At 67.4% G+C, this 21,144-nt stretch carries 20 protein-coding genes, 2 tRNA genes and 1 other RNA gene; 7 read left to right on the forward strand and 16 right to left on the reverse strand.

The annotated features are described in order from the left end of the window. Positions 1–4: 4 nt before the first annotated feature. The gene (gene hutH / locus NQK81_RS16570; RefSeq protein ID WP_257488927.1) at positions 5–1,531 is read right to left on the reverse strand and encodes a histidine ammonia-lyase; all 1,527 of its coding nucleotides are present in this window, start codon (positions 1,529–1,531) and stop codon (positions 5–7) included. 347 nt (positions 1,532–1,878) lie between these two features. On the opposite strand from hutH, the gene NQK81_RS16575 reads away from it, so the two are divergent. Beyond that, positions 1,879–2,664, forward strand: coding sequence for an IclR family transcriptional regulator (locus tag NQK81_RS16575; RefSeq protein ID WP_125680490.1), 786 nt, complete (start codon positions 1,879–1,881; stop codon positions 2,662–2,664). On the opposite strand, the gene NQK81_RS16580 is transcribed toward NQK81_RS16575, so the two are convergent. The 5 genes from NQK81_RS16580 to ssrA all read right to left on the reverse strand — a co-directional run bounded on the left by NQK81_RS16580 (position 2,652) and on the right by ssrA (position 5,992). Next, positions 2,652–2,867 carry a hypothetical protein gene (locus tag NQK81_RS16580; protein ID WP_125680489.1) on the reverse strand — a complete coding sequence of 72 codons (216 nt, stop codon included), beginning with the start codon at positions 2,865–2,867 and terminating at the stop codon, positions 2,652–2,654. The two genes, NQK81_RS16575 and NQK81_RS16580, sit on opposite strands and share 13 nt — an antisense overlap. Before the next feature lie 135 nt (positions 2,868–3,002). Next, positions 3,003–3,740, reverse strand: a complete 738-nt coding sequence (locus NQK81_RS16585; RefSeq protein WP_257488928.1) for an alpha/beta fold hydrolase — start codon at positions 3,738–3,740, stop codon at positions 3,003–3,005. Positions 3,741–3,749: 9 nt separating this feature from the next. Beyond that, positions 3,750–4,592, reverse strand: coding sequence for a nucleotidyl transferase AbiEii/AbiGii toxin family protein (locus NQK81_RS16590; protein ID WP_257488929.1), 843 nt, complete (start codon positions 4,590–4,592; stop codon positions 3,750–3,752). Beyond that, positions 4,516–5,493 (reverse strand): type IV toxin-antitoxin system AbiEi family antitoxin, encoded by a 978-nt coding sequence (locus NQK81_RS16595; RefSeq protein WP_257488930.1) that lies wholly within the window; start codon positions 5,491–5,493, stop codon positions 4,516–4,518. The genes NQK81_RS16590 and NQK81_RS16595 overlap by 77 nt, the downstream gene beginning before the upstream one ends. Before the next feature lie 126 nt (positions 5,494–5,619). Then, positions 5,620–5,992, reverse strand: a transfer-messenger RNA (tmRNA) gene (ssrA, locus tag NQK81_RS16600). A gap of 156 nt (positions 5,993–6,148) precedes the next feature. Here ssrA and NQK81_RS16605 point away from each other — a divergent pair. The 5 genes from NQK81_RS16605 to NQK81_RS16625 all read left to right on the forward strand — a co-directional run bounded on the left by NQK81_RS16605 (position 6,149) and on the right by NQK81_RS16625 (position 10,391). Then, positions 6,149–6,826, forward strand: a complete 678-nt coding sequence (locus tag NQK81_RS16605; RefSeq protein WP_257488931.1) for a sensor domain-containing protein — start codon at positions 6,149–6,151, stop codon at positions 6,824–6,826. Then, the gene (locus tag NQK81_RS16610; protein ID WP_126737128.1) at positions 6,823–7,962 is read left to right on the forward strand and encodes a sensor histidine kinase; all 1,140 of its coding nucleotides are present in this window, start codon (positions 6,823–6,825) and stop codon (positions 7,960–7,962) included. The genes NQK81_RS16605 and NQK81_RS16610 overlap by 4 nt, the downstream gene beginning before the upstream one ends. 52 nt (positions 7,963–8,014) lie before the next feature. Then, positions 8,015–8,656 (forward strand): response regulator transcription factor, encoded by a 642-nt coding sequence (locus NQK81_RS16615; protein WP_126737129.1) that lies wholly within the window; start codon positions 8,015–8,017, stop codon positions 8,654–8,656. An 82-nt stretch (positions 8,657–8,738) separates the two neighbouring features. Beyond that, positions 8,739–8,972 carry a DUF8847 domain-containing protein gene (locus NQK81_RS16620; RefSeq protein ID WP_034322139.1) on the forward strand — a complete coding sequence of 78 codons (234 nt, stop codon included), beginning with the start codon at positions 8,739–8,741 and terminating at the stop codon, positions 8,970–8,972. 93 nt (positions 8,973–9,065) lie between these two features. Next, positions 9,066–10,391, forward strand: a complete 1,326-nt coding sequence (locus NQK81_RS16625; protein WP_257488932.1) for an acyltransferase family protein — start codon at positions 9,066–9,068, stop codon at positions 10,389–10,391. On the opposite strand, the gene NQK81_RS16630 is transcribed toward NQK81_RS16625, so the two are convergent. The 8 genes from NQK81_RS16630 to NQK81_RS16665 form a co-directional block, all read right to left on the reverse strand. After that, a complete protein-coding gene (locus NQK81_RS16630; protein ID WP_257488933.1) occupies positions 10,381–11,277 on the reverse strand; it encodes an amidohydrolase family protein in 897 nt (298 codons plus the stop codon). The two genes, NQK81_RS16625 and NQK81_RS16630, sit on opposite strands and share 11 nt — an antisense overlap. Next, positions 11,274–11,756, reverse strand: a complete 483-nt coding sequence (gene smpB / locus NQK81_RS16635) for an SsrA-binding protein SmpB (RefSeq protein WP_038518755.1) — start codon at positions 11,754–11,756, stop codon at positions 11,274–11,276. Before smpB ends, NQK81_RS16630 begins: the two co-directional genes overlap by 4 nt. Before the next feature lie 51 nt (positions 11,757–11,807). Next, on the reverse strand, positions 11,808–12,701 hold the full coding sequence (gene ftsX / locus NQK81_RS16640) for a permease-like cell division protein FtsX (protein ID WP_126737133.1): 894 nt from the start codon (positions 12,699–12,701) through the stop codon (positions 11,808–11,810). Positions 12,702–12,752: 51 nt separating this feature from the next. Then, on the reverse strand, positions 12,753–13,442 hold the full coding sequence (gene ftsE / locus NQK81_RS16645) for a cell division ATP-binding protein FtsE (protein WP_005168409.1): 690 nt from the start codon (positions 13,440–13,442) through the stop codon (positions 12,753–12,755). A 135-nt stretch (positions 13,443–13,577) separates the two neighbouring features. Beyond that, the gene (gene prfB, locus NQK81_RS16650) at positions 13,578–14,681 is read right to left on the reverse strand and encodes a peptide chain release factor 2 (RefSeq protein ID WP_037345950.1); all 1,104 of its coding nucleotides are present in this window, start codon (positions 14,679–14,681) and stop codon (positions 13,578–13,580) included. Positions 14,682–14,747: 66 nt separating this feature from the next. Then, positions 14,748–15,248 carry a PadR family transcriptional regulator gene (locus NQK81_RS16655; protein ID WP_034322153.1) on the reverse strand — a complete coding sequence of 167 codons (501 nt, stop codon included), beginning with the start codon at positions 15,246–15,248 and terminating at the stop codon, positions 14,748–14,750. Positions 15,249–15,520: 272 nt separating this feature from the next. After that, positions 15,521–15,594, reverse strand: a tRNA-Met gene (locus NQK81_RS16660). An 83-nt stretch (positions 15,595–15,677) separates the two neighbouring features. Then, positions 15,678–16,271: a TetR family transcriptional regulator gene (locus NQK81_RS16665; RefSeq protein WP_257488934.1), complete on the reverse strand. Its 594-nt coding sequence runs from the start codon at positions 16,269–16,271 to the stop codon at positions 15,678–15,680. A 93-nt stretch (positions 16,272–16,364) separates the two neighbouring features. Between NQK81_RS16665 and NQK81_RS16670 the strand changes: the two genes are divergently transcribed. After that, positions 16,365–17,816 (forward strand): FAD-dependent monooxygenase, encoded by a 1,452-nt coding sequence (locus NQK81_RS16670; RefSeq protein ID WP_257489772.1) that lies wholly within the window; start codon positions 16,365–16,367, stop codon positions 17,814–17,816. 166 nt (positions 17,817–17,982) lie between these two features. On the opposite strand, the gene NQK81_RS16675 is transcribed toward NQK81_RS16670, so the two are convergent. Further along, a tRNA-Met gene (locus NQK81_RS16675) sits at positions 17,983–18,056 on the reverse strand. Between the two features lie 67 nt (positions 18,057–18,123). Next, on the reverse strand, positions 18,124–21,102 hold the full coding sequence (locus NQK81_RS16680) for a UPF0182 family protein (protein ID WP_257489773.1): 2,979 nt from the start codon (positions 21,100–21,102) through the stop codon (positions 18,124–18,126). Positions 21,103–21,144: the final 42 nt, after the last annotated feature.

Below are 21,144 nucleotides of genomic sequence, written 5' to 3' on the forward strand. Positions count from 1 at the left end.
GGGCTCAGACCTCCAGTTGGGCCGCGGCGAGGACGGCACCCGACGCGACGAGTTCTTCGGCGGCGGCGATCTCCGGCGCCAGATGACGATCGGGGCCGGGGCCCTCGACCTTGGTGCGGACGAGATCCCGGACCCGGCCGGTGACCGGCGACGGGACCAGGGGCGCGCGCATGTCGAGAGCGCGCGCGGCGGTGAGCAGTTCGATGGCGAGGACGGTGTTGAGGCCCTCGACGGCCTTGCGCAGCTTGCGCGCGGCGGACCAGCCCATGGAGACGTGGTCCTCCTGCATGGCGCTGCTGGGGATCGAGTCGACCGATGCCGGCACCGCGAGCCGCTTGAGTTCGCTGACCACGGCCGCCTGCGTGTACTGGGCGATCATGTGGCCGGAATCGACGCCGGGGTCGAAGGCGAGGAACGGCGGCAGGCCGTGCGAGCGGGCCTTGTCGAGCATGCGGTCCGTGCGGCGCTCGGCGATGCTCGCGACGTCCGCGAGCGGGATGGCGAGGAAGTCGAGCACGTACGCGACCGGGGCGCCGTGGAAGTTTCCGTTCGACTCGACGCGGCCGTCGGACAACACGACCGGGTTGTCGACGGCGGACTGAAGCTCACGCTCCGCGACGAGTTCGGCGTGCGTGAGACTGTCGCGGGCGCCGCCGTGCACCTGGGGCGCGCAGCGGAGGGAGTACGCGTCCTGGACGCGGTTGCAGTCGGGGCCGCGGTGACTCTCGACGATCTTCGAGTCCTGGAGCGCCGTCCACATGCGGAGCGCGCTCCTTGCTTGCCCGGGGTGCGGACGCAGCGCCTGGAGATCGGCCGCGAAGGCGCTGTCGGTGCCGAGGAGCGCTTCGACGCTCATCGCCGCGGTGATGTCGGCGGTGTCGAGCAGCTTGCGCAGGTCGGCCGCGGCGAGCAGGAGCATGCCGAGCATGCCGTCGGTCCCGTTCGTAAGGGCGAGGCCCTCCTTCTCCGCGAGAACGACAGGCTCGATGCCAGCGTGCTTCAGCGCTACGCCCGCCTGGACAACTTCGCCGTTGTACTCGACTTCGCCCTCGCCCATCAGCGCGAGCGCGACAGCGGCGAGAGGCGCGAGGTCACCGGAGCAGCCGAGGGAGCCGTACTCGTGAACGAGCGGGGTGATCCCGGCGTTGAGCAGGGCCGCAAGCGCTTGCGCGGTCTGCGGCCGGATGCCGGTGTACCCGCTGGCGAGGGTGCGCAGACGCAGCAACATCAGCGCGCGCACGACCTCGGTCTCGACGACCGGGCCCGCGCCGGCCGCGTGCGACCGGATCAGCGACCGCTGAAGCGCGGTGCGACTCTCGAGCGGGATGTGCCTGGTCGCGAGCGCCCCGAAGCCCGTCGAAACGCCGTACGTCGGCGTCTCGGCGTGCGCGAGGTTGTCGATGTGCTGGCGCGTCGCGGCGAGGTTCTTCTCGGCCGCTTCGCTGACCGCGACGGGCGAGTGGTCACGGGCGACCGCGACGACCTGTTCGGGCCGAAGCGGTTCGGAGCCCAGAAGTACGGTTTCCGGCATAGCCCCATTGGACAACGCCATGCCCGCTGGTGGGCGGCCCCAACCAGTGGTTGTGTCTGGTATCCAAGACACGCACGGTGGGAGCAAGGGACCTTTGCTACCGCGCGGCGGAGGGGTGTGTGGAAATAGAGACGTTGAGTGTCCCTATTTCCACACACCCTGCACTCCGCGTAGCGGCGCCTACCGACCGTGTGGATTTTGGTGCGTTGGATGACCCGAAACCCACACAGTCACCGCTCCCACCTGCGAAAAGAGAGCAAGGGACCTTTACTACCGCTCTCTCGACATTGAGACAAGTGGTAGCAAAGGTCCCTTGCTCCCCCGCCGAAGCGAAACAGGAGGTCGGCATGGGTGAGAGCAGCGAGGTCCCGGCTCTGCGCCGCGGCCTCGGCATCCTTCGCGCCCTCGCCGCGCGTCCGGGCCCGGTGTCGGCGGCCGCGATCGCGCGCGAACTCGGGCTCCCGCGTTCGACGACGTATCACCTGCTCGCCGAACTGGAGGCCGCCGGTTTCGTGACACACTTACCCGCCGAGCGCCGCTACGGCCTCGGCATCGCCGCGTTCGAACTCGGCTCGGCCTACCTGCGGCACGACCCGCTGGAGCGGCTCGCCCTCCCGCTGCTGCGCAAACTCGCCGACCGCGTCGGCCACACCGCGCATCTGGGCGTGCTTCACGGCAACGAGTCGCTCTACCTGGTCAAAGAGCGCCCCACCCGCCCGGAAACGCTGGTGACCGAGGTCGGCGTCCGACTGCCGGGCCAGCTCACGGCGTCGGGCAGGGCGATACTGCGGCATCTGCCGTCGCCGCATGTCCGCGCGCTCTTCCCGAACGCGTCGGCTTTCGTCCTGCGCACCGGTCGCGGCCCGCGCACCCTCGCCGAGCTGCGCCGGACGCTGAACGCGGAGGGCAGGCTCGGCTGGGCGGTCGAAGACGGACACGTCACCGAAGGATTCGCCTCGGTGGCCTGCCCGGTCTTCGACCACGGCGGCCGGCCGATGGCCGCGATCAGCGTGACCCTCCGCCACCTCTGCCCGGGAGCCGAGGGGTGCGAGGAGACTTGGCCGGACCTCGCCGAGGAGGTCCGTCTGACCGCGGCCGAACTGACCACCCGGATCGGGGGTCAGATGCGCTGAGCGTGCTTCTTCTGGACTCCCTCGAGCCCGAGCATCGCCAGCAGTTCAGCACAGTCGAGGGCGTCCGAAGCATGCCCTGCGACGGTTCGAGCGGCTCGGCCGTTCTGCAGCGTGAGGCGGACTTCTTCCTCCGCTCGCACACCGGCCATGCGGCTCTGGTCTTCAGCGGGGTCGGGACGACTGGAATGCCTAGCCCAGGTCATCTGCCACCTTCTTCCGGCCCTCCGGCGACACGGGGTCGTTTCGAAAGAGGGCCATGGTCGGACACTCAGCATGACATCCCACCCCGCGACAGTTCCCGGCGCGGGTGAATTGAGACGAAAAAGATCTAGATTTCGCTACGCTCCGTGATTCAGAAAAGTTTCGATCCGGGTATTGAACGGCGCACCCGTATCCGGCACCAGATGCCCCATCCCCCGCACGATCCCGCGGTGCGCGCCGGCCCCCTCCCCGATCGCGTCGGCGATGATCTCGTACTCCGGCCGGTGGTCCCCGGTGATCACGAGCATCGGGAAATCCGCCGACGCCAACGTCCCGAGCGGCAGCTCCGCGTCTCCCGGCGGCCGCATCCCGACCAGCGCGCGGGCGCCGCGCCGCAGCGTCTCGGGTACCGGATCGGGGATCGGCAACGGCACACCGGCCAGCGGGAAGAACGCCTTGAACACTTCGCGTGGATCGTCGAGCGGCCCGTCGAGGAACCTCCGCAGTTCGGCGTCCCATGCGTCGACGACCTCGTCGCCTCGGACGATCCCGGTCGCGGGCGGTTCGACCACGGTGAGCGTCCGGACCATCTCCGGCCGCCGCGCGGCGGCGAGCATCGCGACGATCGCGCCGTACGACAGCCCGACCAGATGCGCGGGCTCGTCGAGCACCTGCTCCGCGATCAACTCCGCGTCGACTTCGAAATCCTGTACGCCGTCCGGCGATTTCCCGTGCCCGGGACGATCCGGCGCGAGCAACGTCCACCGCTCGGTCAACGGGCGCTGAGCCCGCCACGCCTCCCTGCCGCCGAGCAGCACGCCGTGCACGAGAACGACACGCGGACCTGATCCCCATCGATGCACATGAAGGCGCATTTCCCGAGCCTACGAGACCACGTCCTTGATCCCCTCGGCCAACACACGGACAAGTTCCGGCCCGCGCGTGAGACGAACGTCGTTGCCCAGCCGGCCCATTGCGTCCTCGTCACCGACGATTCCGAGCAATACTCCGACGCCGTCGGCATCCAGCAGACCGGGCATATGCGACCCCAGTAACCAGGCACCAGCGAGCGCCGGATCGAAGCCGTGCCGTTCGAGGACTTCGAGCTCCTCGTCGTAGAGCCGGTCCCAATACGGTCCCGACGAATACCAGCCGATCATCGTCCCGAGGTCGACGGCGTCGCGCGTGGTCGTAGCCCGCCGATCCCGCCAGGTCAAGAGCTTGAGCAGGGCCAACGCCGGTACCGCGGGGACCTTGATGAGGACCCCGCCGGGCAGGAGCACCGACTCGGCCGATGCCACTGCTTCGCGCAGTCCGCGGACGTTCATCCGGTGGTCGTCGGGCCAGAGGACGGTCCGGTCTTCGTCCTCGATGCCGCCATAAGGCAGCACATCGACCTCAACGCCCTCCACCAGAAACGAATGCACGCTCCGGCCATGTCGTTCCAGCCGGCTCACGAAGTGTTCGAAATCGTCCCAGGTGCCCATCGCGGCGGCGATGTCGATGTCCTGGGTGGCTCGTTCGGGTGGTCCACCGACCAGCCCGATAGACAAGATCGTGCGCGCCGTCGCCCCGACCACGAGGTACTCCACACCCACCGCGCGCGCTACGGCATCAACGCGAGCGAGCACTCTCGCGGCGAGCCGGAGATCAGGTTCGGTCGATCCGCTTAAGTCGATCATCACCGCTCCGAAGCCGGTCGCCGTGCTCGCGCTGACGCGGATCACCCGAGGCCAGCAGGTCAGCGTAGATCAACGGCGACGGCACGATCCACGACTCCGGCTCGGGCGCCTGCCAAAACCGGCGTCTGATGTGGACGTTGCCGTTTTCCGCTCGTGCCAACCGATACCGGCCGATGGCCTGCGCCGGTAGCCGGTCGGCGTAGAGAGTGAGCGAGGCGGGCCGCAGATGCGGATCGATGATGCTCGCGCCGGCTTCGCCGCCCACCTGGACCCCCGAGGAAAACAGCTCGGCTTCCGCGTCGCGCCACCACGAGAGGTCGGCCGCGGCGAACTCGCCGAGAGTCAACGAAGTGTCCAGGGTGATCGAGTAAGCCTCAGACCACCGGTCGAGCAACTCGGCTCCGCGGGCGAGCCGTCGCTCATCCCCGCGCTCGTACAGGTAGCCGGCGCGGGTGAGCTCATCGATGACCGTCTTGACCGTCCCGAGCGACGCACCGCTCATCTCGGCCAGCCGACGGTAGGTGAAGGCGGCCGTCTCCGGCCAGCTGAGCAGGACGAACAGGACCTGAAGGCCCGCTCTGCCGAAGGCTCCCGCGGCTCGCGACGAGGCTCGTCCGGCGGGAACGGTGCGTTTGCGGCGGCCTCGGACGTCGATCAGGACGTCGTCCCAGGCGAGGTGTGCGTTGCCCGCGGTGTCCAGGTAGTCGATGCCCCGGGCGCGCAGCCGCTCGGCGACCGATTCACTGAGGTACGTGGTGCACAGCAGCGGCGGAGGAAACGGTGGGAAGTGGACCGCGGTGGCCAGTTCCGCGGTCATCCGCTGCTTGAACTCGACACCGTAGGTCCGGGCAGCACCGGACCGCGTGGTGAGTTTCAGCAGGACGCCGTTGAGTACTTCACTCTCGAGCCCCAGCTCTTGGAGCCGACAGTGAAGCTCCTTGTTCAACAAGTCATCATGTTCATTCAAATTGAACATAAGCATATATTGAACGCACCGGCGCCCACGCGCAACCCCGACCGACACACAAAAGAAGCGGCCCCACCCCTTCAGGGGCAGGGCCGCTCCGTCGACCAGTGGAGGTGCCGGGAATTGAACCCGGGTCCTCTGGCGCATCACCAGGGCTTCTCCGTGCGCAGTCCGCTATGTCTCTACTTGACCCCTTCAGTCACGCGAACAAGCTGAAGTGACGGGCCCAGCCACTGTTTGTTTCCCAACCACACCCCGCGGCCGGGTGTGGCGGTAAGCCTCCTAGCTGATGCCGGTGACCGGGTCGGAGGCGACCCCGGACCGACAGAGTTGCTCTACTGCTTAGGCAGCAAGAGCGAACTCGCGCTGGCTCTTAGGCTCGGCGCTTATTGGTTTGCGATGACGCTTACGGTGGTCTCTCGCCTGCACCGGCACGCTTCTCCTGATTCAACGTCCAAAGTCGAAACCGTTCACCCCCTTGGTGGGACACAACCTGTACATCATAACGCGGGCGGCAACCGGGTTAATCCCGCAGGTGGGGCTAGCCCTACCTGGGAGATGCCCGCGCGCACCATGTCACCGGACGCCCGCGGGGCGCGATGCTGGACTCCTCGAACAGGAGAGGAGCACGACCATGAGTTCGCTGGCGGCCGAGCGGGAGCTGAGCAGGTCCGATCCGTCGTTCGGCGGCTCGCTGGTCTACCTGCTGATGAACCTGCCGATGGGCGTCCTGGCCTTCGCGCTCCTGATGTCCTTCATCTCGGCGGGCATCGGCACGGCGATCGTCTGGATCGGGTTGCCGCTGCTCGCACTGGTGATCCTGACGGTCCGCGGCGCGGCCCGGATGGAGCGCGCCCGGGTGTACGCCCTGCTCGATCGCTACATCGACCTGCCGTATCTCCCGCTGCCCGTGGCCGGCCAGTCCGTGCGCTGGAAGGCGCGGCTGAAGGACGGCTCGACCTGGCGCGACCTCGGCTACTTCTTCCTGCTCTTCCCGCTCGGGATCGTCGAGTTCGTCCTGGTCACGGCGTTCTGGTCGACCAGCCTCGGCCTCGCCGGCCTGCCGATCTACTACCGCTTCCTCCCCGGCGGTGAGTACCGCTTCCCAACCTGGGAGAACGCGTGGTTCACCGTCGATTCGACGGTTTCGGCGCTGCCTTGGGCGGCGCTCGGCGTGCTCTGCATCGCCCTCTCGGTAGCGTTGACGAAGGCGCTGGCCGGGATGCACGCCCGGCTGGCGACGGCGCTGCTCGGGCCGACCCACGCCCAGCGCCGCCGTCTGGAGGATTCATGGGGCGAGGTTCACGGATGACGATCGACCAGCAGGTACAGCAGGTGGGGATCCCCCGCCCCCGGCCGTTGCGGTCGATCGTCTACATGATCGTCAGCTTCGTGTTCCGGCTCCTCCAGTTCGTTCTCATCGTCGTCGGCCTGGCGGTCGGCATCGCGACGGCGGTGGTGTGGATCGGCTTCCCCATCCTCATGGCCACGACCAGCTTCATCCGCTGGTCCGCCGACCGCGAGCGGGGCTGGGCGCGCACGATGCTCGAAACTCCGCTCGAGCCGGTCGAACGCCTGCCGGTCGAGGGGCTTTCGCTGGTCAAGCGCTGGCTGACCCGCTTGACCGACGCGACGACGTGGCGCGACCTCGCCTACCTGATGGCGGCGTTCCCGTTGGCCTGTCTGGAGCTGCCGATCGCGATCGCGTCGATCGTGCTGCTGCCGATGGCGATCTGGGTGACCCCGTGGGTCGGGTGGCTGCACGGCAACCTGGCGTACTCGCTGCTCGGACCGAACCGCGCCGCGAAGCTGGAGCAGAAGGCCGAGCGACTGCAGGCGTCGCGGGCTCGCGGTGTCGACGCCGCCGAGGCCGAACGCCGCCGCATCGAGCGCGATCTGCACGACGGCGCCCAGCAGCGCCTGGTCGCCGTCGCGATGAGCCTCGGCCGCGCGAAGTCGAAGTTCGACCAGGACCCGGCCGCGGTGCGCGAACTGATCGACGAGGCCCATCTCGACGCCAAACTCGCGGTGTCGGAACTGCGCGATCTCGCCCGCGGGATCTACCCGGCCGTGCTCGGCGACCGCGGTCTCGACGCCGCCTTGTCCGCGCAGGCCGCGAAATCGCCGATCCACGTCGACGTCGAGGTGGACGTCGAACCGCGGCCCCCGGCGGCGGTCGAGACGACGGCCTACTTCATCGTCGGCGAGACACTGACGAACATCGCGAAGCATTCGGGAGCGACCGAAGCGGGCGTGAAGGTGTGGCGCACCGAAGCGATGGTCATCGTCGAGATCACCGACAACGGGCACGGCGGCGCCGAAGTCCGGCCAGGTGGCGGCCTCGCCGGGCTCGCCGACCGGGCGGCCACGATCGACGGCGTGATCACCGTCGTCAGCCCGCCCGGTGGCCCGACGGTGATTCGCGCGGACCTGCCGTGCCAATGGTGACCCGCTCGTGAGTGAATAGGCTCTGCCATTCACTCACGACGCTGGGGGCAGCATGCGGGTTGTCATCGCCGAAGACGCGGTTCTGTTGCGCGCGGGGGTGATCCGCCTGCTCGCCGACGAGGACATCGAGACCGTCGCCGCCGTGGACAACGGCGAAGACCTGCTGGTTGCGGTCAAGGAACACCGGCCGGACCTTGCGATCGTCGACGTGCGCATGCCGCCCACCTTCACCGATGAGGGCCTGCGCGCGGCACTGGGCGCCCGCGAGGTCATCCCGGGCCTGCCGGTTCTCGTGCTCTCCCAATACGTCGAGGAGAGCTACGCGGTCGAGCTCCTGTCCGGCGGCGCGGGCGGAGTCGGTTACCTGCTCAAGGAACGCGTCGCCGACGTCGGGGATTTCCTCGACGCGGTCAAACGTGTCGCCGGCGGTGGCACGGCGATCGACCCGGACGTCATCGCGCAGCTGATGGCCCGTGGCCGCAAGAACCCGCTCGACGCGCTCACCGCCCGCGAGTCCGAAGTGCTGGGGCTGATGGCGCAGGGCCTGTCGAACACCGCGATCGCGAACTCGCTCGTCGTTTCGCACGGCGCGGTCGAAAAGCACATCGGCAACATCTTCTCGAAGCTCGGCCTCGAAGCGAGTTCGGTGGAACACCGCCGGGTCCGCGCGGTGCTCACTTACTTAGGACGCTGAAGTAGCTCTTGGTGGCGAAGCCGTCACTCACCTAACATGGGCAGACTGTCAGGTGAGTGCCGAGCCGAACCGAGGAGGACCCATGACCGACAGGCCCTCCCACAGCGCCCGCTTCTTCGGCGGCCCACTCGACGGACGCGTCCAGGAGCTCGGTGACACCGAGCCCGTCGCGGGCACCGTCCTCAAACACGTCCATCTGCACGACGGGCCGAAGATCGAGACCCGCTACGAACTCGGTCTCGCCGAGGACGACTGCTGGGAATTCCGGCTGTGTCCCGCCCCGCTCCCGGAGCCCGAGACCGACGGCGTGGGGTAGGGAAAACTCCACCTTCCGAGGGCGAAAACAGGAAGATCGATACGGCGGCCCGCACCGCTGTTTTCGCGGCCTCCAAGCACCAGGCTCTTTTCCATGCACACAAGCGGGAAGCAGGGCCGGGACAGGTTCCTGGACATCGTCCGAGCGGTCGCGATCCTCGCGGTCGTCGTCCAGCACTGGGGAATGCCGGTGCTCTCGTACGCCGACGGCCATCTCTCGACCGGGAACGCCCTCGCGACCCCCGGCTGGTGGCTTTTGACCTGGCTGTCGCAAGTAATGCCCTTAGTTTTCTTCGCCGGCGGCGCGGCGAACCTGATCTCGTTGAGCCGCGCGGAAAGTTCCCGTTTCTGGCTCGCGGCCCGCCTCAAGCGGCTGATGATCCCGGTGCTGCCGCTGGTGGCCGTCTGGCTGTTCGTCCCGGACATCCTGCGCGGCATGGGCATTCCGGAGCAGCCGCTGCAGGTCGGCGGCGCGATCGCCGCGCAGCTGCTGTGGTTCCTGGCCGTGTATGTGCTCACCGTGCTGCTCACCCCGATGCTGGCCGCGGCACATCGCCGCTGGGGCCTGAAAGTCCCGCTCGTGATGCTCGCCGCCGCCGTCCTCGTCGACGTCGCCCGCTTCAACGACCTCGGCCTGATCGGTTTCGCGAACGCCGTCTTCGTCTGGATGGCCGTGCACCAGCTCGGTTTCCACTACACGCAAGGCCGTCTCGGCTCGCTGAGCCGCAACGCCGCGCTGGGCATGTCGGCTGCCGGATTCGGCATCACCGCGCTGATGGTCGCCTTCGGCCCGTACCCCGCGAGCATGATCGGCATGCCGGGCGCCCCGGTGTCGAACATGAGCCCGCCGACCGTGCTGCTGGCCTTCCTCGCGATCGGCCAGATCGGGCTCCTGCTGGCCTTCAAACCGCAGCTGAACGCCCTGGCCGCACGGCCGAACCTCGACGCCGCGCTGAAGTGGATCGGCCCGCGGTTCATGAGCGTCTACCTGTGGCACATGCCGGCGCTGATCGTCGTCTCCGGGATCGCGGTCTACGGGCTGGGTTACGAAACCCCCGAACCGGGTTCCGTGCTGTGGCTGACGATGCTCCCCGCGTGGCTCGGCGCCTGTGGGCTGGTGCTCTTCGGTCTGCTGCGCATGTTCGCCCGTTTCGAAACGCAGGGTTCCGGCCCCGCGTCGACCGCCCACACGCCTCAGCTGGTGGTGGCCGGGCTGGCGATCGCGGGCGGTCTGCTCGGGCTGGCCGCGCACGGTTTCGCCCCGCTGAGCGACGGTCTCGCCCAGGGCCCGGCGCCGTGGGTGGCGCTGGCGACGGGCGGATTCCTCCTGGCGGGCAAGCAGATCCAGGTTTCGGAGCTGGGGACGCGGCTACTCGGCCGCGCCGTCTCGGTCACCGAGGTGGCGCAACTCAAACGCTGAGCAGTTTCGCGGGCGTGTCGTGCAGCACCGCCCGCAGGAACGGCTCACCCAGGCGATCGTCGGCGGCCCAGCCGGCGATCGCCCGCAGCTGTGTGGCGTACGAGTACGGGATGTTGGGGAAGTCGGTGCCGAGCACGACGCGATCGGGGAACTCCGCCAGCAGATCCTGCCAGTCCGGCGGGAGCGGATTGCCGCGCGAGGTGAACTCCACCCCGACCATCGTGGTGTCGAGGTACACGCGCGGATACCTCCTGGCCAGCTCGAACGCGAAGTCGATCTCCGGCATGCCGGCGTGCGCGAGCACCAGGGTCAGGCTGGGATGCCGGACCAGGATCTCCTCGAACAGCCGTAGCCCGGTGTAGGCGCCCTTCAACGGACCGTGTCCACAGTGGACGACCACCGGGACGCCGGCGTCCGCCAGCGCGCCCCAGACGCCGTCCAGCAGCTCGTCACGCGGGTCGTAGGCGCCGACCTGGACGTGTGCCTTGAAACAGCGGGCGCCCGCGCGCAGCGCACCGTCCACAACGGACAGCGCGCCGGGCTCCGGGTAGAACGTGCCGGTCGGCACCGCCTCCGGAACGCGTTCCGCGAACTCCAGCGCCCACGAGGTCAGCCATTCGGCCATCCCCGGCTTGTGCGGATAGACCAGCGGTGCGAACTTGCGCACACCGAACGAGCGCAGGGTTTCGATGCGCTCTTCTTCCGGCGTGCGGTAGTGCACCGGCCAGGCCATGCCGTAGTGCTCTTCGGCCTGGTCGAAGTAGGCCCACACCTTGTCCATGACCGGCTTCGGCAGGAAGTGCAGGTGCAGGTCCACGAGCCCGTCGATGCCGAGCGCCGAGATCCAGCCGGGGATCTCGGCGTCGGAGGCGGGCCCGTGGATCAATCGTTGTACCGGCCCTTGAGCGCCCGGCCCATGGCCCGGCTGATGGTGCGCTCCGCGTCCCGCTTGGCGATGTCCTGCCGCTTGTCGTAGGACTTCTTGCCCTTCGCCAGCGCGATCTCGACCTTGACCTTGCCGTCCTTGAAGTACATCGACAGCGGGACCAGCGAAAGGCCGCTCTCCTTGGTCTTGCCGATGAGCTTCTCGATCTCCTGGCGGTGGAGCAGCAGTTTCCGGGTGCGCCGGGGCGTGTGGTTCGTCCACGTGCCCTGCACGTACTCCGGGATGTGCACGTTGCGGAGCCAGACCTCGCCGTCGTCCACCGTGGCGAACGCGTCGGCCAGCGATGCCCGTCCTTCACGCAGGCTCTTCACCTCGGTACCGACGAGCACGAGACCGGCTTCGTAGGTGTCGAGGATGGAGTAATCGTGGCGAGCCTTGCGGTTCGACACGATCACCTTGTGTCCACGTTCCTTGGGCATAGCGGCGACTCTACGTGAGTTTCTGTGTTCGGGCAGGTGGTTATCGGGCGGCTAGTGGCGCACGTACAGGCGCAGCGTCACGTAGCCGGTGATCGCCGAGATGACGATCGAGACGGCGAGCAGGATCGGCGCCACCGGGAACAGCAATTCGAGCATGCCGACCGCGGGGAACACGTCTCCCGTGAGCACCAAGTCGAGCAACAGCACCTTGGTCAGGATCAGGAAGACGATCCCGATGATCGCACCGACCAGGCCGGCGACCACCGCCTCCAGGAGGAACGGCAGCTGCGTGTACCAGCGGGTCGCGCCGACCAGCCGCATGATGCCGACCTCGGTGCGCCGGGTGAACGCCGACACCTGGATCGTGTTGGCGATCAGCAGCAGCGCGGCGATGGCCATGATCAGCGCGGCGCCGAAGGCCAGGTTCCGCACACCGTTGAGGGCGTTGAACACGCGGTCGAGCGCTTTCTGCTGGTCGTCGACCTTGGAGACGCCGGGTTTGCCGGTGTACTCCTGGATGATCGCCTGGCTGCGCTCGGGGTTCTTCAGCTTGACGTGGAGCGACGCGGGCAGCGCCTCCGGCCCGGTCAGCGCGAGCAGTTCCGGCTGGCTCTCGAACATCTTCTTGAACCGCTCGTAGGACTGCTCTCGGTTCTCGAAGACGACCGACTCGACGCCTTCGTTGCCCTGTAGGTCCTGGCGCAGCGTCTGGCAAGCGGACTGCGAGCAGTTCGGGTCACCCGCGCTGATGTCGTTGACCAGATAGACCGAAACCTCGACGTCGGCGAGGAAGTTGGCCTTCATCTTGTCGATCGTGCCGACGGCCAGCAGGCCGAAGCCGAGCATGGCGAGGGAGACCGCGGTGGTGAGGATCATCGCGATGGTCATCGTGACGTTCCGGCGCAAGCCGGTGACTACCTCGCTGAAGACGAAACTGGCGCGCATCGGGGTTGATGTCCCTTGGAAGTCGTGGGTTACGGAGGAGGGCGGGGCCGGTCAGCGGCCGATGCCGTAGACGCCTCGGGCGTCGTCACGGATGACCTTGCCGAGCTGGAGCTCGACGACCCTTCGCCGCATCGAGTCCACGATCGAATGGTCGTGGGTGGCCATCAGCACCGTCGTGCCGGTGCGGTTGATCCGCTCCAGCAGCAACATGATGTCCTGGCTGGTGTCGGGGTCCAGGTTCCCGGTCGGCTCGTCGGCGAGCAGCACGAGCGGGCGGTTCACGAACGCGCGGGCGATCGCGACGCGCTGCTGCTCACCACCGGAGAGTTCGTTGGGGAGACGGTCGGCCTTGCCGTCGAGGCCGACGAGTTCGAGCACCTCGGGCACGACCTTGCGGATCGTGGGGCGCGGCTTGCCGATGACTTCGAGCGCGAAGGCGACGTTCTCGGCGACGGTCTTGTTCGACAGCAGACGGAAGTCCTGGAACACGCAGCCGATGGTCTGCCGCAGCCGCGGCACCCGGCGACGGGCGAGCTTGGCGACGTCGAAGTTGGAGACCATGACGCGACCCTTGCTCGGCACCTCTTCGCGCAGCAGGAGACGCAGGAAGGTCGACTTCCCGGATCCCGAGGGACCGATCAGGAAGACGAACTCGCCTTTGTCGATCTCGACCGACACCCGCTCAAGGGCGGGACGGGTCGAGGTCTTGTAGACCTTGGAAACCTCTTCGAGCCGGATCACGGTTCGGCATACTACCCATGCCCGTCGTTAAGCCCGGGTAGCCCGGTCCCGGCGGCCAAGCGAGCAAGGGACCTTTGCTGTCACTCTCTCCCGGAAAGTGATAGCAAAGGTCCCTTGCTCTCTCACGCAGGGTTGTTACGCGGCTCCGGACTGCTTGCGCCAGCGGATGCCGGCCTCCAGGAAACCGTCGATCTCGCCGTCGAGCACCGACGACGGGTTGCCGACCTCGAACTCGGTCCGCAGGTCCTTGACCATCTGGTACGGGTGCAGCACGTAGGAGCGCATCTGGTTGCCCCAGCTGGAGCCGCCGTCCTTGAGCGCGTCCATCTCGGCGCGCTCCTCCTCCTTCTTCCGCTGCAGCAGCCGCGCCTGGAGGACCTTCATCGCGGCCGCCTTGTTCTGCAGCTGCGACTTCTCGTTCTGGCACGAAACGACCACGCCGGTCGGGATGTGCGTGATCCGCACCGCCGAGTCCGTCGTGTTCACGCTCTGCCCACCGGGGCCGGACGAGCGGTACACGTCGACGCGGATGTCCTTCTCGGGGATGTCGACGTGGTCGACCTCCTCGACCTCGGGCATCACCTCGACGTGCGCGAAGGAGGTCTGGCGGCGGCTCTGGTTGTCGAACGGCGAGATGCGCACCAGCCGGTGCGTGCCCTGCTCGACCGAGAGCGTGCCGTAGACGTAGGGCGCGCTCACCTTGAAGGTGGCGGACTTGATGCCCGCTTCCTCGGCGTAGGAGATGTCGTAGACGTCCGTCGGGTAGTTGTGGCGCTCCGCCCACCGCAGGTACATCCGGAGCAGCATCTCGGCCCAGTCGGCCGCGTCCACGCCGCCCGCTTCGGACCGGATGGTGACCACGGCGTTGCGCGGGTCGTATTCACCCGACAGCAGGGTGCGGACCTCGAGCCCGTCGATGTCCTTGGTGAGCGCCGTCAGCTCGGACTCGGACTCGGCCACGCTGGCGGAGTCGCCCTCGGCCTCGGCCAGTTCGTAGAGGACGCCCAGGTCGTCGAGCCGCTGCCGCAGCTCGGAAATGCGTCGCAGCTCACTCTGCCGGTGGGACAACTGGCTGGTGACCTTCTGCGCCGCTTCGGGGTCGTCCCAGAGGTTCGGGCTGGATGCCTGTTCCTCCAGCTCGGCCACCTGGGCACGCAGCGCATCCAGGTCCATCACCGACTCGATCTGCGTCAGCTTGCCGGCCAGGTCCTTCAGTGCCGCATCGAACTCATCACTCACGTCGGCCAAGGTTACGGCAAAACCCACGACCGGTTGCGGGGAACCGGCCGTGGGCACCTGTCCGGGTCAGGACTGGGGGATGGAATCCAGCAGTTTCAGTGCGGCTTTCGCCTGCGCCTGCGCGAACTCGGCGACGGCCTTGGCGTACGGGCCGTCGGCGGCCTTGGTGGCGGCCTTGGCCTCGTCGAGCTGCTGCGTGTAGCTCGCGCGGGCCGACTCGAGCAGGGCCGAACGCTGCTTGACCGTCAGCGAACCGGCGTGCACGAGACGCAGGATCAGCGGGCTGCGGAGGTGGTCAGGACCGGCTTCGGAGGTCAGCCACGTCTTGAACGCCTTCTTGCCCGCCGCGGTGATGAGGTACTGCTGGCTCGACCGCGGGCCCTGCTTGCCGAGGCGGACGAGGCCCTCCTTCGACAAGGCGGGGAGCTCGCGGTACACCTGGCTGCGGGTCACGCTGAAGAAGGCGCCGAAACGCTCACCCGCCCCCGCGACCAGTTGCCCGCCCGTGGCGGGACCGTCGTGGAGAAGACCGAGCAGTGCGGCGGCTGTTGCATTCAATTCGGACACGTCCTCTACGGTCCCACTTTTCGGAACCTGTGTCCACTGTGGTCAGCACATCTGTCCATTGTGGCTAGTGATATGCGCTCATTCGGCCCAACGCGCTACGCCTGTCCACAATGGACCGGACACGCTACGCAACCGGCGACGGCCACGGACAGCGGTACCGGTCCCCCGCCCCGACCAACGACAGGGAGTGAGCACCGTGCGAACCACGGGATCCCGGAAACGAAGAAGCGCGGATCTGCGATTTCCGCAGATCCGCGCTTCGTTTTCTTCAGTAGCGGGGACAGGATTTGAACCTGCGACCTCTGGGTTATGAGCCCAGCGAGCTACCGAGCTGCTCCACCCCGCGTCGTTGTGTTAATAGATTACATGGGGGTGAAACCGGCTTTCAGGCGGGTACCCCTAACTTCCCGAAGAGCCTTTGACCAGGTGTTATGGCGCGACTTTGTCATCGAGCCAGCCGAAGACGCCGTTGAGCACCATGGTCAGCCCGTCGGCGAACCTGCCCTCGATGTCCTCGTCGAACACCCAGGCCGTGGGCGTGACGTCGTAACGCGGGTCCCGTTCGCCCGGAACCGGGTAAACGGCCTGCTCTTCGATGGTGAAACCGATGACGTAGCTGTACACGGTGAACAACGCTCGTCCGGCCAGGTGCAGTTCGAGTCCCGCGTCGACGCGCCCTTGAAACGGATTGTCACCAAGAAGACTGTCGTCGGTCAGGAAAGTCCCGGAGAAGACCTTCGCCCCGTCACGGTAAGCAAGCATCATCCGGCGTAAGGCCCGCGACGCCAGCTCGAGCGCTTCCCGCTCCCCCGTTCCCTCGGGAACACGGCCCGGCATCGCGTCCGCGTACATCTGCGTCGCCATCTCGTCGAGCAGCTCCTGCTTGTTCTTCACGTGCCAGTACAGCGCGGGCGCCTTGACGCCGAGTTCCTGCGCGATCAGGCGGAGCGTCAGCCCGTTGAGCCCGACGTCGTTGAGCAGCCGAAGCCCGGCGCGGACGATGTCCTGCCTGGTCAGACCCACTTTTGTCCCTCGTTCCAGCGGAAGCACCTTGACAATTTAACGATGTTAAGGGCAGGCTGGCCGCAGGTCAATTTAACGTCGTTAAGGAGTGGTATGAACAACCCGGGGACGGACGTGGTCGTGGCCGGAGCGGGGCCGACGGGGCTGATGCTGGCCCACGAACTCGCGCTCGCCGGCGTCGATGTCGTGGTCCTGGAACGGCATCACGAGCGCACGGGACTGTCGAAGGCGCTGAACCTGCAGCCGCGGACCGCGGAAATGCTGGAGCTGCGCGGACTTCTGGACGGCGCCGAGGAGCGTTCGTTCGCGACGGTGCAGGACGGGCATTTCGCGATGATCCCGATCGGCTACGACGGCTGGGACACTCGATTCCCTTTCCAACTGGGGATTCCGCAGGCACAGGTCGAGGCGTACCTGGAGGAACGGCTTGCCGCACAAGGAACAAAGGTGGTCCGCGGCGCCGAAGTAATCGATTTCGTGCAGGACAAGGACTTTGTCTCTGTTCGGTACCGAACAGACAGTGGCGAGAACCGGCTGCACGCGAAGTTCCTCGTCGGCTGCGACGGCGCTCGAAGCGTTGTACGCAAAGGACTCGACGTGGACTTTCCCGGGGTGGACGGTGAAGGCTACGGGGTGGTCGCGGACGTCCTGTTCGACAAAATCCCCGCCGGTGCGCAAAAACAGTGGCGAACGATGCGGAACGTCGGCGAGCCGACCGGGGCGACCACGTTCAAAGGCCTGATTCCGCTGGGAGAGCCGGGGCTCTACCGGTTCGTGTACGGCGATCGAGCCTCGCGCCCCAAGGACATCCGGTCCGCCATCTCGCACGACGAAGTCCGGCAGGCCCTGCTCGACTCGTACGGCGAGACGGCGACGGTGTCGGAAATCCGCTGGGCGTCACAGTTCTCCGACGCGGCGCGGCAGGCGGAGCGCTACCGCGTCGGCCGGGTGCTGCTGGCAGGGGATGCCGCGCACATCCATTTCCCGGCAGGTGGCCAGGGACTGAACCTGGGTGTGCAGGACGCGATGAATTTGGGTTGGAAGCTCGCCGCGACAGTGCGCGGCTGGGCTGGTGACGACCTGCTCGACACCTACGAGGCCGAGCGGCACCCCGTGGGCGCTCAGGTGCTGCACAACGTCGCCGCTCAGCTGGGGCTGACTCCGCGCTCTCACGAGTCTCGCGCGCTTCGCGCCCTCTTCGGTGACCTTGCGGAGCTACCCGAGGTGAGCCGGTACCTGTCGGGCATGGTTTCCGGCCTCGGGATCCGCTACGCGACGCACGGGACGTCGCATCCCGCGCTCGGCTCGCGTCTGACCGACCAGGACGTCGCCACCGAAGCCGGCCCGCTGCGTCCCAGCACCCTGTTCCGCGATGGCGGCTTCGTGCTCCTGACGACCACTCAGGCCCACGTCGATGCCGCCCGGGCTCACGCCCACTCACCCCGTCTGACCACCCAGCTGGTCACCACGCTGCCGTGGCCGTCGACGGATGCCGTCCTGTACCGCCCCGATGGCTACGTCTGCTGGGTCGCCCCCACGCGATAGCAAAGGTCCCTCGCTCCCCCCGCCACCTCGGGCACCCCACGCGACCGACGCCCGGGGGTCCAGGGGGCGGAGCCCTCCTGGCGGGGGTCCGGGGGTTCGACCCCCGGGACAAATGCGAAAGAGGCCCGTGTCTGCGTTTTCCGCAGACACGGGCCTCCTACCTCTGTAGCGGGGACAGGATTTGAACCTGCGACCTCTGGGTTATGAGCCCAGCGAGCTACCGAGCTGCTCCACCCCGCGTCGTGACACCTACCTTACGCCTGCGTTTCGAGCAGGCGCAAAGCAGGTGCCCTTTAGGTAAGCGACGTCACCCTCCGGGCTGGCCGGAGGTCGGGGGCGCACCGGACGCCGGCGGGCTGGCCTTGGCCGACTCGTAGGCCTTGGAGGCGGCTTCGAGTGCGGCCAGGGCAGCACCCTGGTCGGCGTAGTTCCCGGATTGCTGGGCCGCGCGGAACTTGACCCAGGCGTCGTGCATGTCGCCCGCGGCCTTGTCGAGCGCCGGGTTTCCGCTGGAGGGCGGCTGCGGCGTCGTCGTGCCCGGCGGCGGAGGCGTCGTGGGTCCGGGGGTGCCGCCGGTCTGCGGCGGTGTGACCCCGGAGCCCGTGCCCGCGCCGAAGACCTGGTCGAGCGCTTCGTTCAGCGTCGGCGCGAACCCGATCTTGGTGCCGTAGGAGACCAGGACCCGCGCCAGCTGCGGATAGCTCAGCTGGTTCCGCTGCCGGATGTAGACCGGTTCCACGTAGAGGAAGCCGTTGGCGACGGGCAGCGTGATCAGGTTCCCGTAGGTGACGGTGACGTTCGGGTTGTTGAACAGCGTCCGGTCCTGCGCGACCCGTGGGTCACTTTGGAATCTGTTCTGGACCTGGACGGGACCGTCCACCTGGGTGGATCCGCTGGCGCCTGTCGGCAGTCTGAGGACGCGCATCTTCCCGTAGTCCTCGGGATCCGAAGACACCGACATCCAGGCCGCCAGATACTGCCGTTGGAGACCGGTCAGCGAACTGGTGAGCTGGAACCGCGACTTGGTGTCGCCAGGCGCGGTGGCCAGGACGTAGTAGCCGGGCTGGTTGGCGATCCCGGAGGCGGACGCGTTCACGCCGCCTTCCTGCGTCGGATCCTGCGGAACGCTCCAGAAGGCCTGCTGGGCGTAGAACTCCGCGGGGTTGTTCACGTGGTACTTCGACAGGAGTTCCCGCTGCACCTTGAAGAGGTCTTCGGGGTAGCGGAAGTGCGACCGCAGGTCCGGCGAGATCTCACTGCTCGGCTTGACCAGCCCCGGGAAGACCTGCTTCCAGGCGTTGAGCACCGGCTCGTTGTCCTCGACGCCGTACAGGGTCACGGTGCCGTCGAACGCGTCGACGGTGGCCTTGACCGAGTTGCGGATGTAGTTGATCGAAGAGTTCGCCTGGCGGGTGGTGCCGCTGAGCGAGTCGTTGGTCGCCTGGCCGAGCTGGGTCTGCTGGGCGTACGGGAAGTTGTTCATCGTCGTGTAGCCGTCGACGATCCACTTGATCTTGCCGTCGACGACCGCCGGGTACGGGTCGCCGTCGAGCGTCAGCCACGGGGCGATCTTGGCGACCCGGTCCCGCGGTTCGCGGTTGAACATGATCTTCGATCCGTCGCCGATGGCGTCGGAGAAGAGGATGTTGCGCTCTCCGTACTCGGCGGCGAAAACGAGGCGGTTGAACCAGTTGTCGATCGGCACGCCGCCGGAACCCTTGTAGATGTAGGCGCGGTCGACGGCGGTGTCGTACTCGCCGGGCGCCTGCCCCGCCTTGCCGCCGACGATCGCGTACGCGGCGTCGGTCGCGAGCTCGCCGTAGTAGATACGGGGCTCGTCCACCTTGATGCCCGGCTTGCTCGGGTCGGTCGACCCCGCGCCCGACGGGTTCTGGGTGTCGCTGGTGGTGGCGATCGGGTAGCCGCCGTCGGAGTTGGCGTCCTTCAGCGCGCGGTCGATCGTGTTGGCCGGCGCGGCGACGAACCCGTTCCCGTGCGTGTAGACGAGGTGCTTGTTGATCCAGTTCGTCTGGTTGCCGGTGAGGCCCTCGGTCTTGATCTCCTTGGCCGCGACGATGTAGTCCTGCGTGACCCCGTTGAGGGTGTAGCGGTCGATGTCCAGCTTGGACGGGAAGCCGTAGAAGTTCTCACGGCCGACGCGCTGGGTGAACGTGTCGCTGAGGACGTTCGGGTCGAGGAGCCGGATGTTCGGGACGGTCCCCTTGTCCGCCTTGATCTCCGCGGAGGTCGCCTCGGACTTGCCGGTGTAGTCCTTGTACTCGACGTTGGTCAGGCCGAACGCCTGACGGGTCGCGTCCATGTTGCGCTGGATCGACGCGGATTCCTTCTCGTTCGCGTTGGGACGCACCGAGAACTGGTCGAGCACCGCGGGCCACGCGACACCGACGAGCACGTTCGACAGGATCAGCAGCACCAGCGCGATCGCGGGCAGCTGCAGGTTGCGGAGGAACGCGCCGGCGAAGAACGCGACGGCGCAGATCACCGAGATGCACAGGAGGATCAGCTTCGCGGGCAAGACGGCGTTCAGGTCGGTGTAGGTCGCACCGACGAACAGCGGTGCCCCGCGGTCCGAGAGCAGCAGGTTGTAGCGGTCGAAGAAGTACTCGACCGCCTTCAGCAGCACGAAGATGCCGATGGTGATGGCGAGCTGGGCGCGGGTCGGGCCGGCGAGCTGACCGCCCTTACCCGCGAGCCGGATGCCGCCGAAGATGTAGTGCGAGATCAGCGCGCCGAAGAACGCGATGACGACCGAGATGAACAGCCAGCCCAGGAGCCAGTTGTAGAACGGCAGGTCGAAGGCGTAGAAGCCGACGTCGTTGCCGAACTCGGGATCGGTCTGCCCGAACCGGGTGCCGTTCAGGAACAGCTGCACGACCTGCCAGTCGCTCTGCGCGGACGCGCCGGCGATGAGCCCGGTGAGCACCGGGATGCCGATGCCGAACAGGCGGATCCGGCCGACGATCGCCGACCGGTAGCGCGCGAGCGGGTCGTCGTTGCCGGAAATCGGCACGAAGACGGGCCTGGACCGGTACGCGATCATCAAACTGATCGCGAGCGCCCCGCCCACCAGGAGCCCTACGGCGAAGAACAAGATCACACGAGTGATCAACACCGTGCTGAACACCGTGCGGGCGCCGACCTCGCCGAACCACAACCAGTCGACGTAGGTGTCCAGCAGTCTCGCGCCCAGCAGCAGGGCCAGAATGACTACGGCGGCGATGATGAGCAGTATCCGGCTGCGCCGGGACAGCTTCGGCAGGCTCACGGGGGGCCGAGTGGCCACTGCACACGCTCCTGGTTTGGTGAA

The organism is Amycolatopsis roodepoortensis, from assembly GCF_024628825.1.
Classification (GTDB): Bacteria; Actinomycetota; Actinomycetes; order Mycobacteriales; family Pseudonocardiaceae; genus Amycolatopsis; species Amycolatopsis roodepoortensis.